Here is a 13,705-nt window from a genome sequence, read left to right on the forward strand (position 1 = left end):
GGTCGATCGGAGGACGCATGCGCGCACCCGGTCGGCTCCGCCCGCTCGTCGCCGCATCGTGGCAGCGGTCCGCCCGGGTCGACCCCGACGCCACCCCGGTCCTCGCCCTCGGCGACGACGAACTCGACGCCGTCCGGCACGACGGCCCCCTCGCCACCCTGCTGCCGGTGGTCCGCCGGCTGCTGCTCGACGACTCCCGCTCGGCCGGGTGCGTCGTCGCCGTCGCGGACGCCGCGGGCCGTCTCGTCTGGGTCGACGGCGCCCGCTCCACGCGTCGCGCCGCCGAGGACATGGGCTTCGTCCCCGGGGCCGACTGGTCGGAGGACCGCGTCGGCACCAGCGCGCCCGGCACGGCACTGCGCCTCGACCGTCCGGTGCAGATCCGCTCCGACGAGCACTACGCGAACGCCGTCAAACCGTTCTCGTGCACGGCGGTCCCGGTGCACGACGCGAGCGGTGCGACCGTCGGCGTGCTCGACCTGACGGGCGACGACCGCGCCGTCGAGCGGCACACGCTGTCGCTGCTCGCCGCCACGGTCGCCGCAGCCGAGGCCCAACTCGCCCTGGCTGCGGTCCGCCCCCGGGCACGGACACCCCGCGTACCGTCGGCCGAGCTGACCGTGCTCGGGACCGACACCGCCGTGCTCCGGATCGCCGACCGCCGGGTCGAGCTGTCCGCGCGGCACTCGGAACTGCTCGTCGTGCTCGCCGCGCACCCCGCCGGCCTCGCAGCGACCGACCTCGCCGCCGCCGTCTACGGCGACCCGGGCGCGGTCGTCACCCTGCGCGCCGAGGTCGTCCGGCTGCGCCGGGTCCTCGCGCAGCACGCGCCGGACGTGGCCGTGACGTCGCGGCCGTACCGGGTGACCGGGGTCCGGACCGACGTCGACGGCGTGCTGTCCGCGCTCGAACGCGGGGCGCGCCTCCAGGCCGTCGACCGGTACGCCGGACCGGTCCTGCCGGGCTCCGCCGCACCCGGCGTCGACGCGGTCCGTGACCTGGTGCGGCTGCGGTTCCGCGAGTCGGTCGTCGCCGACGGCGGCGTCGACGCCCTGCTCGCGTGGGCGCGCACCCCGGACGGTGCGACCGACGCGCTCGTGCTGCGCGCGCTGCTCGCGGTGCTGCCGCGGCGGTCGCCGCGACGGGCCGGTCTCGTGGCGGCGATCGAGGCGCTCGAGGGCTCCTGAGACGGTCGACGACGGGCCGGGAGGCGCGGGTCGGGCTGGTAGTGTTGGCCTCCTCGCGAGTGTGGTGGAATCGGCAGACACGGGGCACTCAAAATGCTCTGCCTCACGGCGTGCGGGTTCAAGTCCCGCCACTCGTACCAAGCATCGATCTGCGACTGATCGATCTGCGTGGTCTGGGATACGGCACTTCCGTCGTCTAGTAGGCTTTCGTCCGTGAGTGACACAGAAGCAACAGCACCAGCACCCCGTCGCGTCGTCGTCGCCGAGGACGAGTCGCTCATCCGCCTCGACATCGTGGAGATCCTCCGCGACAACGGGTTCGACGTGGTCGGTGAAGCCGGTGACGGTGAGACCGCCGTCCAGCTCGCGACCGACCTCCGCCCCGACCTCGTCGTGATGGACGTCAAGATGCCCCAGCTCGACGGCATCTCCGCAGCCGAGAAGCTGTCCAAGAACCACATCGCGCCCGTCGTCCTGCTGACGGCGTTCAGCCAGAAGGACCTCGTCGAGCGTGCGACCGAGGCCGGTGCGCTCGCCTACGTGGTCAAGCCCTTCACCCCGAACGACCTGCTCCCCGCGATCGAGATCGCCCTCTCGCGGTACCAGCAGATCATCACGCTCGAGGCCGAGGTCGCCGACCTCGTCGAGCGCTTCGAGACCCGCAAGCTCGTCGACCGCGCCAAGGGCCTGCTGAACGAAAAGATGGGCCTCACCGAGCCCGAGGCGTTCCGCTGGATCCAGAAGGCCTCGATGGACCGCCGCCTGACCATGCACGACGTCGCCAAGGCGATCATCGAGCAGCTCAGCGCCAAGAAGTAGTCCAGCGCACCACCGTCGCTCACGGAACGCCGTCGGACCCCCTGGGGTCGGCGGCGTTCCTGCGTCCGGGGGCGGGGCGTGTGCCGCGACCACCTGGCAGGCTGGAGCCATGGACGACGTGGTGATCCGGGCCTCCCGGCCTGACGACATGCCGGCGGTGGCGGACCTGCGGTGGCGGTGGAGCGTCGACGAGGACGGCCGCTCACCGGTGCAGACGCCGGGGGAGTACCGCAGGGCGATGACGGACTTCGCCGCCCGTCACCGGGAGTCGCACCGGTGCGTGGTCGCCGAGCGGGACGGCGTGGTGCTCGGCATGGCGTGGCTGGCGGTCCACCCGCGCCCGCCGGCGCCGCACGTCGACGGTGACCGGTTCGCCGCCGAGCTGCAGACGGTCTACGTGCACCCGGAGCTGCGTGGTTCCGGCGTCGCCGGACGCCTCGTGACGGCGCTGCTCGAGCTCGCCGACGAGCTCGGCGTGGAGCGGACGTCGGTGCACTCGAGCGTGGACGGCGAACGGCTCTACCGGCGGCTTGGGTTCGGCGACGCCCGCCTGCTGCTGCAGCGGCCGCCGGAGGACTGAGTCGTCGGTCCGTCGCTCCGTCGCTCCGTCGGTCAGCGTCGCTCGCGGATCATGTTCGTGATCCGCACGGTGGAGCAGCGACGACCCTGGTCGTCGGTCAGGACGATCTCGTGGGTGGTGAGCGTGCCGCCCAGGTGGATGGCGGTGCACGTGCCCGTGACGATGCCGCTCGTGGCGCTGCGGGAGTGCGAGGCGCTGAGCTCGATGCCGACGGCGTAGCGGCCGGGCCCGGCGTGCACGTTCGCGGCCATCGAACCGAGGCTCTCCGCGAGGACGACGTAGGCACCGCCGTGCAGCAGGCCGACCGGCTGGCGGTTGCCCTCGACGGGGATCGAACCGACCGCCCGCTCGGCCGAGAGCTCGGTGATGACCATGCCCATCTTCTCGGCCAGCTCGCCCATGCCGCGTTCGTCGATGCGGGGATCGATCGTGGTCGATGTGGTGTCGTCGGTCACGGTCTGCGTCGACCTTCCGTGTCAGCGGGCGTCGGTAGGCTGTCCGGGTGTCGGACTCCGCAAAGCCTACCCTCATGGTCATCGACGGCCACTCGCTCGCCTTCCGGGCCTTCTACGCGCTGCCGGTCGACAGCTTCGTGAACCGCGAGGGGCAGCACACCAACGCGATCCACGGCTTCATCTCGATGCTGCTGATGCTCCTGCAGCGCGAGAAGCCCACCCACCTGGCGGTGGCGTTCGACATCTCCCGGTTCTCGTTCCGAACGCGTGAGTACGCCGAGTACAAGGGCACCCGCTCCGAGACCCCGGCCGAGTTCAAGGGCCAGATCCCGCTCCTGCAGCAGGCGCTCGAGGCGATGGGCATCACCACCGTCACGAAAGAGGACTACGAGGCCGACGACATCCTCGCGACCCTCTCCAAGCAGGGCGCCGACCAGGGCTTCAAGGTCTACGTGGTCTCCGGTGACCGCGACTCGATCCAGCTCGTCAACGACGACGTCACGCTGCTCTACCCGTCCGTCCGCGGTGTCTCCGAACTCACCCGCTACGACCGCGACAAGGTCTACGAGCGCTACGGCATCGAGCCCCACCAGTACCCGGACATCGCCGCACTCGTCGGCGAGACCAGCGACAACCTGATCGGCATCGACAAGGTCGGCGAGAAGACCGCGGTCAAGTGGGTCACTCAGTACGGGTCGCTCGACGGCGTCCTCGAGCACGCCGACGAGATCAAGGGCGTCGTCGGCAACAACCTGCGCGAGCAGCAGGACCGGGCGATCCGGAACCGCCGGCTCAACCGCCTGGTCACCGACGTCGAGCTGCCCGTCGGTCCCGCCGACGTCGCACTCCGCCCGGTCGACGAGACCGCGGTGCGCGAGCTCTTCGCCAAGCTGCAGTTCCGCACGCTGCTCGACCGCGTCTTCAAGGTGGCCGGGTCGGGCGACCCCGCCGAGCCCGCGGCCGAGGGCACCATCGATGACGGCGCGCCGACGCCGCCGCCCGTCAAGACCCTGATCGACGAAGAGCTCGGCTACTGGCTCGAGCGCCGCAACGCGACCGAGGCGGCGAACGGCTACGGCGTCGCGGTCGAGGTCATCGACGGACGCCTCAGCGCCATCGGCATCGCGACCCACGACGACGCCGTGCTGGTACCGGGCGGCAGCGGCGCGCAGGACTACGAGCAGCTCTCGGCCTGGTTCGCCTCCGACGCCCCGAAGCACTTCCACGACGCCAAGGCCGCCATCAAGGCGCTCGGCACCGCCGGCTTCGTCGTGAACGGCATCGCCGGCGACGCACGCATCATGGGGTGGCTCGCGCAGCCCGGCAAGCAGGGACAGCCACTGTCCGACCTCGTCTACCAGGAGCTCGGCGAAGAACTGCCGACGGCTGACCCCAACCAGCTGGTCCCCGAGACCGACCCGGTCAACGTCGGGGTGCACGCGTGGTTCGTGCTCCGCGTCACCACGGCCCTGCGCGCCCGGATCGACGCGTCCTCGCTGCAGGTCCTCGACGACATCGAGCTGCCGCTCGTGTCGGTGCTGGCCGGCATGGAGACCATCGGCGTCGGCATCGACCGCCCGGTGCTCACCGGCCTGTCGAAGGAACTCGGGGAGCGCGCCGCCGAACTCGCGCAGCAGGCCTTCGCCGAGATCGGGCACGAGGTCAACCTCGGATCGCCGAAGCAGCTGCAGGAAGTCCTGTTCACCGAGCTCGCGATGCCGAAGACCCGCAAGACCAAGACCGGGTTCTCGACCGACGCCGCGAGCCTGGCCGACCTGCAGGAACAGCACCCGCACCCGTTCCTCGGGCTCCTGCTGCAGCACCGCGACGCCACGAAGCTCCGGCAGATCGTCGACACGCTCGACGCCGCCGTGGTCGACGGGCGTATCCACACCCGCTACGAGCAGACCGGTACGAGCACCGGCCGGGTCTCGTCGACCGACCCGAACCTGCAGAACATCCCGGTGAAGACGGCCGTCGGTCGCCGGATCCGGTCGGCGTTCGCGGTGGCCGAGCCGTACACGACGCTCGTCACCGCCGACTACTCGCAGATCGAGATGCGGATCATGGCGCACCTCTCCGGCGACCCGGGGCTCATCCAGGCCTTCAACGAGGGCGAGGACCTGCACCGCTTCGTCGGCGCCCGGGTGTTCGGCGTCGACCCGTCCGAGGTCTCCAACGAGATGCGCACCAAGGTCAAGGCGATGTCCTACGGCCTGGCCTACGGGCTGAGCGCCTTCGGTCTGTCGAAGCAGCTGCGCATCGAGCAGTCCGAGGCCCGCACCCTGATGACCGAGTACTTCGCTCGCTTCGGCGCTGTGCGCGACTACCTGCGCAACGTCGTCGAGCAGGCGCGCGAGGACGGCTACACCGAGACGATCTTCGGTCGCCGTCGCCCGTTCCCCGACCTGAAGAGCCCGAACCGGGTCCTGCGCGAGAACGCCGAACGCGCCGCGCTGAACGCCCCGATCCAGGGGTCGGCCGCCGACATCATCAAGATCGCGATGCTCGGGGTCGCCGATGACCTGCGCGACGGCGAGCTGCAGTCGCACCTGCTGCTCCAGGTGCACGACGAGCTCATCCTCGAGGTCGCGCCCGGGGAGCAGGAGCGTGTCGAGGAGATCCTCCGCACCCGGATGGGCAGCGCCGCCGAGCTGAGCGTCCCGCTCGACGTCTCGGTCGGCGTGGGGCCGAACTGGGAGAGCGCCGCCCACTGACCCGGGCGGCTCGGGGGTCCTGCCGACCCGCGGGTCGGTAGGGTCGGGGCATGAGCGAAGAGCGTCCTGTCCGCCAGCCGTCCGCCGTCGACCGCGTCGCCGAGGACTGGGTCACCACCCTCGTCGACCTCGACCCGACGACCGCCACGTACATCGGCGTCCCGGGGCGCACGGGGGAGTACGGCGACACCTCGCCCGCCGGCGCCGCCGCGATGGCCGAGGCCGCGCGCGGTGCGAAGCGTGCGCTCGACGCCGCTCCCGCCGTCGACTCGGTGGACCTGGTGACGAAGGCCGACCTCGGCGCCGAGCTGGACCTGGTGCAGGAGTCGTACGAGCGCAAGCTGCACCTCCGCGACCTCAACGTCATCGCGAGCCCGGCGCAGTCGGTGCGGGAGATCATCGACCTGATGCCGACCGCGACCGAGGGCGACTGGCAGGACATCGCGAGTCGGCTGCAGGCGCTGCCGGATGCGCTCGAGGGCATCCGCGAGACCCTGCTCGAGGGCACGCGTGAAGGCGTCACCCCGGCGAAGCGCCAGGTCGCGCTCATCGCCGAGCAGGCGGCGCGCACCGGCGCCGACGGCGGGATGTTCCGTCAGCTGGCCGACTCCGCCGCGTTCGAGGGCGACGTCCCCGTGCCGGAGACGCTCCGAGCAGACCTGCACCGCGGTGCCGAGGTCGCCGCGGCGGCCTACCGCTCGTTCGGACAGTTCCTGGAGCACGAGCTGCTGCCGCTCGCCACCCCCGTCGACGCCGTCGGTCGCGAAGCATACGAGCTGCACTCGCGCCGGTTCCTCGGCGCGGTCGTCGACCTCGACGAGACGTACGAGTGGGGCCTCGAGGAACTCGCGCGCATGCGGGACGAGCAGGAGCGCATCGCCGACCGCATCGAGTCCGGTGCGAGCGTCGCCCGGGCGATCGAGGTGCTCGACACCGACCCGTCCCGGATCCTGCACGGCACCGACGCGCTGCAGCGGTGGATGCAGGAGACGAGTGACGCGTCGATCGCCGCGATGGCCGGGACCTACTTCGACATCCCGGACCCGATCCGTCGCCTCGAGTGCCGGATCGCCCCCACGCAGGAGGGCGGCATCTACTACAGCGGCCCCTCCGACGACTTCTCCCGTGCCGGCCGCATGTGGTGGTCCGTCCCCGAGGGCGTCACCGAGTTCGGCACCTGGCGCGAGAAGACGACGGTCTACCACGAGGGTGTCCCCGGACACCACCTGCAGATCAGCCAGGGCGTCTACAACCGCGGCGAACTGAACACGTGGCGCCGGCAGCTGTCCGGGTCCTCCGGGCACGTCGAGGGCTGGGCGCTGTACGCCGAACGGCTGATGGAGCAGCTCGGGTTCCTCGACGACGACGGCGACCGCCTCGGCATGCTCGACGGGCAGCGGATGCGGGCGGACCGCGTCGTGCTCGACATCGGCGTGCACCTGCAGAAGACGAACCCCGACGGCGGCGGCTGGACGTGGGAGTACGCGCTCGACTTCATGGGGCAGAACGTGAACATGGACCCCGCGTTCGTCCGGTTCGAGGTCGCCCGGTACTTCGGGTGGCCGGGGCAGGCCCCCTCGTACAAGGTGGGTCAGCGCGTCTGGGAGTCCATCCGCGACGAGGTCGCCGCCCGCGAGGGAGCCGACTTCGACCTGAAGGCGTTCCACCACCGTGCGCTCTCGCTCGGCAGCATCGGCCTCGACACCCTGCGGACCGCCCTGGTCGGGTGACGCGCCGTCGACACGCCCGGTTGTGGGGCCTCCGCCGGTGCGGTTAGACTTGTGCGGCGCAATCCGCGCCACTCAATCAATCGCCACGGCGGTGCACCACGGGGGCCGAGTCCCCGCACGCCATGGCCCGACTCATGTCCGTTCGGAGCAATCTCTACATGACAACCACTACGACCAAGGCTCCTAAGCAGGTCGCCATCAACGACATCGGTTCGGCTGATGACTTCCTGGCCGAGGTCGAGAAGACCCTGAAGTTCTTCAACGACGGTGATCTCATCTCCGGCACCGTCGTGAAGATCGACCGCGACGAGGTCCTCCTCGACGTCGGTTACAAGACCGAGGGCGTCATCCCCTCGCGCGAGCTCTCGATCAAGCACGACGTCGACCCCAACGAGGTCGTCGAGGTCGGCGACGAGGTCGAGGCCCTGGTTCTCCAGAAGGAGGACAAGGAAGGCCGCCTCATCCTGTCGAAGAAGCGCGCGCAGTACGAGCGTGCGTGGGGCGACGTCGAGAAGATCAAGGAGTCCGACGGCGTCGTGACCGGGACGGTCATCGAGGTCGTCAAGGGCGGTCTCATCGTCGACATCGGCCTCCGTGGCTTCCTCCCCGCCTCGCTCATCGAGCTCCGTCGTGTCCGCGACCTGACGCCGTACCTCGGCCAGGAGATCGAGGCCAAGATCCTCGAGCTCGACAAGAACCGCAACAACGTGGTCCTGTCGCGCCGTGCACTCCTCGAGCAGACGCAGTCCGAGTCCCGGACGACGTTCCTCAACAACCTCCACAAGGGCCAGGTCCGCAAGGGCATCGTGTCCTCGATCGTCAACTTCGGTGCGTTCGTGGACCTCGGCGGCGTCGACGGTCTCGTCCACGTCTCCGAGCTCAGCTGGAAGCACATCGAGCACGCCAGCGAGGTCGTCGAGGTCGGTCAGGAAGTCACCGTCGAGATCCTCGAGGTCGACCTGGACCGCGAGCGCGTGTCGCTCTCGCTCAAGGCGACGCAGGAGGACCCGTGGCAGGTCTTCGCCCGCACCCACGCGATCGGTCAGATCGCACCGGGCAAGGTCACGAAGCTCGTCCCGTTCGGTGCCTTCGTCCGCGTTGCCGACGGCATCGAGGGCCTCGTGCACATCTCGGAGCTCTCGAACAAGCACGTCGAGCTCGCCGAGCAGGTCGTCTCGGTCAACGACGAGGTCTTCGTCAAGATCATCGACATCGACCTCGACCGTCGCCGCATCTCGCTCAGCCTCAAGCAGGCGAACGAGGGCGTCGACCCGGAGAGCGACGAGTTCGACCCGGCGCTCTACGGCATGCCGACCGAGTACGACGACAAGGGTGACTACAAGTACCCCGAGGGCTTCGACCCGGAGACCAACGAGTGGCTCGAGGGCTACGACACGCAGCGCACCGAGTGGGAGGGCCAGTACGCGGCCGCCCAGGGGCGTTGGGAAGCCCACAAGGCGCAGGTCGCGAAGACCATCGCCGACGAGGCGCAGGGTGGCTTCGACCTCCCGGCCACGGCTTCCTCGTCGTCGTCGACCTCGTCGTTCGCCGGCGAGACGGGTGGCGCAAGCCCCCTGGCCGACGACGCGTCGCTCGCTGCACTCCGCGAGAAGCTCAGCTCGACCAACAACTGATCGAGCGGTTCGTCCCGACCGGAAGCCCGGCACCCCTGACAGGGTGCCGGGCTTCCGGCGTTTCCGGGCATCGGGGTCGTTACCCTGTTGCCGTGCACATCATCGGACTCACGGGCGGCATCGCCGCGGGCAAGTCGACCGTCTCCCGGCGCTGGGCCGAGCACGGGGCCGTCGTCGTCGACGCTGACCGACTGGCTCGGGACGCCGTGGCACCGGGCAGCCCGGGCCTGGCACAGGTCGCCGAGCGGTTCGGTCCGTCGGTGATCGCCGTCGACGGTTCGCTCGACCGGCCGGCGCTCGGGTCGATCGTGTTCGCGGACCCCGCGGCGCGGAAGGACCTCGAAGCGATCACGCACCCCGAGGTCTGGCGGCTCGCGCAGCAGGCGTTCGACGCCGCCGAGGCCACCGACCCCGACGCCGTGGTGGTCTACGACGTGCCGTTGCTCGCTGAGGCCCGCGGCTCGCGTCCGCTCCGGTTCGACGCCGTCGTGGTGGTCGACGCCCCCGCGGCGCAGCGCATCGGACGGCTCGTCGAGCACCGCGGCATGCCCCGTGACGAGGCCGAGCGCCGCGTCGCCGCCCAGGCGAGCGATGCCGACCGTCTCGCCCTCGCCGACCACGTCGTCGACGCCACCGGGACGCTCGAGCAGACGATCCGCTCCGCTGACGAGGTGTGGGCGCGGATCACTCCATGAGCCACCGCCTGCTGCTCGTCCTCGCCGCGATCGTCCTCGTGGCGATCGGGGGCGCGTCGCTCGTCGCCGCGAACGTCCTCGGTGCCCAGCGAGTGGCGGACAACGGCCGCGTCGCGGTGCACGAACGGCCGTCGGGTGACGAACACGGGCCAGTGGGGGAGTTCCACCGGTTCCGGCTCGGAACGGTGAACGGTGAGCGGCTCACCCCGAACCGGGACGACTTCGCCGCACGCACCTCGGCTGACGGGCCGCTCCTGCTGTTCCTGCCGGCGACGCGATCCCGTCCCGCGGAGTACCAGCGGTTCCTCGGGGCCGCCCTGGCCGACGGGTACCACGTGCTCGGCCTCGACTACTGGAACCTCGGCCGCACCCTGTCCGGCACGTGTGAGGCGAACGCACGCTGTTACGGCATGGTGCAGCGGAACCGCTTCGACGGCACGCGGCCCTCGGCGTTCAGCGCGGTCAGTCCGGCCGGGTCGATCGTCTCGCGCTTCCGGGACGCCGTCGCGTACCTCGACGACCACGACCCCGACGGCGGCTGGGGGCGGTTCGTCCAGGGCGACGACCGCATCGTCTGGAACGACATCGTCGTGGCCGGGCACTCGCAGGGTGGCGGAGAGGCGGCGTACATCGCCCACATCCGCAGTGTCCACGGCGCGCTGATGTTCTCGTCGCCCGTGGAGTCCCGCGGGCCGGCGCACGCAGCGTGGATGGACCGCCCGGGCCGGACACCGGTGGACCGGATGTACGCCATCGACGACGTCCGTGACACGTTCGGCCCCCGCATCACCGGTTCGTGGGACGTCCTGGGGTTGAGCGGTGTGTCCGGGCCGTTCGAGACGGACACCGCACCGCCACTCGCCGGAGCGGACCCGCACGCGATCCTCACCGACCTCGGCGGCGACGGCAAGGCGCACTCCCTGATCATCAAGGACTCGACGCCCCTCACCCGTGACGGCGTCCCCCGGATGCTCCCGCTGTGGCAGTGGATGCTGCACCGGTTCTCCACAGATCCCGCTGTTCCCTCTGACCGCTCATAGCGTCGCGCAATAGCCTTCCTGCGTGCAGCCCGTTCGTGATGAACCCGACCTGCGCTCGCTCATCCGGGCCCGTGCGGCCGACGGGGGCGTGCGCCACTTCCTCGAGGACGCCCGCTCCGAGCGCGTCCTCACCTACCGCGCGCTCGACGACGCGGTGACCGCCTGGTCGCGGACCTTCGACGCGATCGGCATCGCCCCGTCGGGTGCCGTCCTGGTCGACGTGGGTGACCCGCTCGCGTTCGCGGTCGTGCACCTGAGCGCCGTCGCCTCCGGTCGCCGGGCGATCCCCGTCGACACCGGCCAGCCGGCCACCGAGCCCGGCCGTCTCGCCGACCTCATCGGCGGAGCGTCCATCGTCGTGTCGGACCGCGCGGTGGACGCGACCGTCCCCGGGGCACCGGCGAGCGGGATCGACCCGGCCACGTTCCTCCCGACCGCCGTCCGTGACGGCGACCTGCCCGCCCACAGCCCGCACGCGCCGGGCCAGGGGTCCGTCGTGCTGTTCACCTCCGGTTCGACCGGCACGCCGAAGGGCGTCGAGCTGCCCGAGACGCAGCTGCTGTTCGTCGCCCGGGCCGTCGCACGGCACAACCGGCTCGTGCCGGACGACCGCGGGTTCAACTCCTTGCCGCTGTTCCACGTCAACGCCGAGGTGGTCGGACTGCTCGCGACGCTCGTCGCCGGCGCGACCCTCGTGCTCGACCGGCGCTTCCGTCGTACCGGGTTCTGGGACCTGCTCGCGGAACGACGGATCACCTGGCTGAACGCCGTCCCGGCCGTCCTGGCCGTGCTGGCGAAGACCGGGCCGCTCGGGTTCCCGCCGGGCCTGCGGTTCGTGCGCAGCGCGTCGGCGCCGCTGCCGGATCCGGTGCGCGCCGCCCTCGGTGACGTGCCGCTCGTCGTGAGCTGGGGCATGACCGAAGGCGCCTCGCAGATCACGGCGACGCCGCTCGACGAACCGGCCCGGCCCGGTACCGTCGGGGTGCCGGTCGGCTCCGAGGTGCAGGTCCGCGGCGAGGACGGCTCGGTGCTGCCCGCCGGCGAGATCGGTGCGCTGTGGGTGCGGGGCGAGGGGATCGTCCGGGGCTACCTGGGTGGCCGCGCGTCCGAGCGGTTCGACGCCGAAGGCTGGCTCCACACCGGTGACGTCGGGTCCGTCAGCACCGACGGCTGGGTGTCCCTGGCCGGACGCTCCGACGACGTCATCAACCGCGGTGGCGAGAAGGTCTACCCGTCCGAGGTCGAGGACGTCCTGCTCGGCGACCCCCGCGTGCTCGAGGCGGTCGTCGTCGGCCGCCCCGACGACGTGCTCGGTGCCGTCCCGATCGCCTACGTGATCCCGCAGCCCGACGAACCCGTCGACCACGCAGCCCTCGTGGCCGATCTCGTTGCCCGGGCCGAGGCACACCTGACCCGGTTCCGCCGACCGGTCGAGGTCATCGTCGTGCCCGACCTGCCGCGTGCGCCCACCGGCAAGGTGCAGCGCGCGAAGGTCCGGACCATGGCCCGACCCTCGTGAACGGACCATCACGCGTGTCCCCGGCATCGACCGGCGACGAGCCGGGGGTGCAGACGCCGACGCGGACGGCCGAGGGCAAGCCCCGGCACCTGTACGAGGTCGACGTGCTCCGCATCCTCACGTTCGCGTGCGTGATCGGGGTGCACACCACGAGCCACACCGCCGCCACCGACGACGTCGGGCTGAACGCGCTGCTCGCCCTGCTGCACTTCACCCGGCTGGTCTTCTTCTCGCTGACCGCGTTCGTGCTCGTGTACAGCTACACCTTGCGCCCGAGGCCGATGGCGCAGTTCTGGCCGAAGCGGTTCCTGCTCGTGGGCGTGCCGTACCTGGCGTGGTCGTTCGTCTACGTCGCGGCGGCGTGGCTGCTGAGTCCCACCCGCCGTGGTGACGTCCCGGACCTGGTGCGCACCGCGGCCGAGGGCATCGTCACCGGCACCTCGTGGTACCACCTGTACTTCCTGCTCGTGACGATGCAGGTGTACCTGCTCCTGCCGGTGATCGTCTGGCTGGTGCGCCGGACCCGTGGGCACCACGTGACCGTGCTGGTCGTGGCGTTCCTGGTCCAGCTGGTGGTGTTCGCCGGGTACAAGTACTTCCCGGCGAGCGACGCGTGGATGCAGGGGTACCAGAAGCAGTTCTTCTTCTCGTACGTCTTCTTCATCGTCTCGGGGGCGATCGCCGCCGACCACGCGGATGCGTTCCTGCGGTTCATCCGGGTCCACCGCCGTTCGGTCCTGTGGGCGTTCGCCGGCGTCGGTGGGCTCACCCTCGGTGTGTGGGCGCTGCAGGTGGGCCTCGGGCAGTCCCTCTACGCCGCAGGGACACCGTTGCAGCCGGTCCAGGTGGTCTGGAGCACCGCGGTGTTCGTCGGGTTCCTGGCGATCGGCGCCGCCTGGGCGGACCGACGGCGCCCCGGGAGCCGGACGGCCCGGTTCGTCGACTACGCGTCCGATCGCTCGTTCGGCATCTTCCTGAGCCACCCGTTCGTCATCTGGCTCCTGCTCTACGGCGACAGCTGGCTCGAGGCCGTCGTGCCGCGACCCTGGCTCACGCTCGTCACCTACCTGCTCGTGCTGGTGCTGTCCGTCGCGGTGACCGAGCTGTTCCGGTGGACGCCGCTCAGCGTGCCGCTGACCGGGCGGCCGTCGTTGTCCTCTCAGGCGTCGCGAGCGGCGCGGGCGCGTCGGTCCGCCGGCGCGGGGGTGCCGCAGCGGTCGCCGGAACCGGTGGAGCCGGACGACGCCCTCGTCGGCGAGACCGACGACGTCGGGCGGCGCGCCGCGCGCTGAGCGCTCGCCCGCACGCTCGCACCAGCCGTGCGGGGCG

11 protein-coding genes and 1 tRNA gene are annotated in these 13,705 nt (G+C 71.1%); 11 read left to right on the top strand and 1 reads right to left on the bottom strand.

The window, feature by feature from the left end; all coding sequences use genetic code 11:
* Window positions 1-17 precede the first annotated feature (17 nt).
* The 4 genes from DEJ09_RS11925 (at window position 18) to DEJ09_RS11940 (ending at window position 2,586) form a co-directional block, all read left to right on the top strand.
* Complete coding sequence (locus DEJ09_RS11925) at window positions 18-1,187, top strand: helix-turn-helix domain-containing protein (RefSeq protein WP_146245717.1); 1,170 nt, start codon at window positions 18-20, stop codon at window positions 1,185-1,187.
* A 55-nt stretch (window positions 1,188-1,242) separates the two neighbouring features.
* Window positions 1,243-1,327, top strand: a tRNA-Leu gene (locus DEJ09_RS11930).
* Window positions 1,328-1,400: 73 nt separating this feature from the next.
* The gene (locus tag DEJ09_RS11935; RefSeq protein ID WP_017887240.1) at window positions 1,401-2,006 is read left to right on the top strand and encodes an ANTAR domain-containing response regulator; all 606 of its coding nucleotides are present in this window, start codon (window positions 1,401-1,403) and stop codon (window positions 2,004-2,006) included.
* A 109-nt stretch (window positions 2,007-2,115) separates the two neighbouring features.
* Window positions 2,116-2,586, top strand: coding sequence for a GNAT family N-acetyltransferase (locus tag DEJ09_RS11940; protein ID WP_111039091.1), 471 nt, complete (start codon window positions 2,116-2,118; stop codon window positions 2,584-2,586).
* A 32-nt stretch (window positions 2,587-2,618) separates the two neighbouring features.
* On the opposite strand, the gene DEJ09_RS11945 is transcribed toward DEJ09_RS11940, so the two are convergent.
* Window positions 2,619-2,987 carry a PaaI family thioesterase gene (locus tag DEJ09_RS11945; protein ID WP_051596794.1) on the bottom strand — a complete coding sequence of 123 codons (369 nt, stop codon included), beginning with the start codon at window positions 2,985-2,987 and terminating at the stop codon, window positions 2,619-2,621.
* 128 nt (window positions 2,988-3,115) lie between these two features.
* Here DEJ09_RS11945 and polA point away from each other — a divergent pair, with 128 nt between their 5' ends.
* The 7 genes from polA to DEJ09_RS11980 all read left to right on the top strand — a co-directional run bounded on the left by polA (window position 3,116) and on the right by DEJ09_RS11980 (window position 13,668).
* Window positions 3,116-5,758 (top strand): DNA polymerase I, encoded by a 2,643-nt coding sequence (gene polA / locus DEJ09_RS11950; RefSeq protein WP_258373884.1) that lies wholly within the window; start codon window positions 3,116-3,118, stop codon window positions 5,756-5,758.
* Window positions 5,759-5,808: 50 nt separating this feature from the next.
* Window positions 5,809-7,488, top strand: coding sequence for a DUF885 domain-containing protein (locus DEJ09_RS11955; RefSeq protein WP_111088764.1), 1,680 nt, complete (start codon window positions 5,809-5,811; stop codon window positions 7,486-7,488).
* Between the two features lie 158 nt (window positions 7,489-7,646).
* Entirely contained in the window at window positions 7,647-9,122 is a 1,476-nt protein-coding gene (gene rpsA, locus DEJ09_RS11960) for a 30S ribosomal protein S1 (RefSeq protein WP_071403741.1), read from the top strand.
* Between the two features lie 92 nt (window positions 9,123-9,214).
* Complete coding sequence (gene coaE, locus DEJ09_RS11965; RefSeq protein WP_111088765.1) at window positions 9,215-9,817, top strand: dephospho-CoA kinase; 603 nt, start codon at window positions 9,215-9,217, stop codon at window positions 9,815-9,817.
* Complete coding sequence (locus tag DEJ09_RS11970; RefSeq protein ID WP_111088766.1) at window positions 9,814-10,857, top strand: hypothetical protein; 1,044 nt, start codon at window positions 9,814-9,816, stop codon at window positions 10,855-10,857. Before coaE ends, DEJ09_RS11970 begins: the two co-directional genes overlap by 4 nt.
* A gap of 22 nt (window positions 10,858-10,879) precedes the next feature.
* Window positions 10,880-12,376, top strand: a complete 1,497-nt coding sequence (locus tag DEJ09_RS11975) for an AMP-binding protein (protein ID WP_111088767.1) — start codon at window positions 10,880-10,882, stop codon at window positions 12,374-12,376.
* A gap of 47 nt (window positions 12,377-12,423) precedes the next feature.
* Window positions 12,424-13,668, top strand: a complete 1,245-nt coding sequence (locus tag DEJ09_RS11980) for an acyltransferase (protein ID WP_181433352.1) — start codon at window positions 12,424-12,426, stop codon at window positions 13,666-13,668.
* Window positions 13,669-13,705: the final 37 nt, after the last annotated feature.

The organism is Curtobacterium sp. MCLR17_055, from assembly GCF_003234305.1.
GTDB lineage: Bacteria > Actinomycetota > Actinomycetes > Actinomycetales > Microbacteriaceae > Curtobacterium > Curtobacterium flaccumfaciens.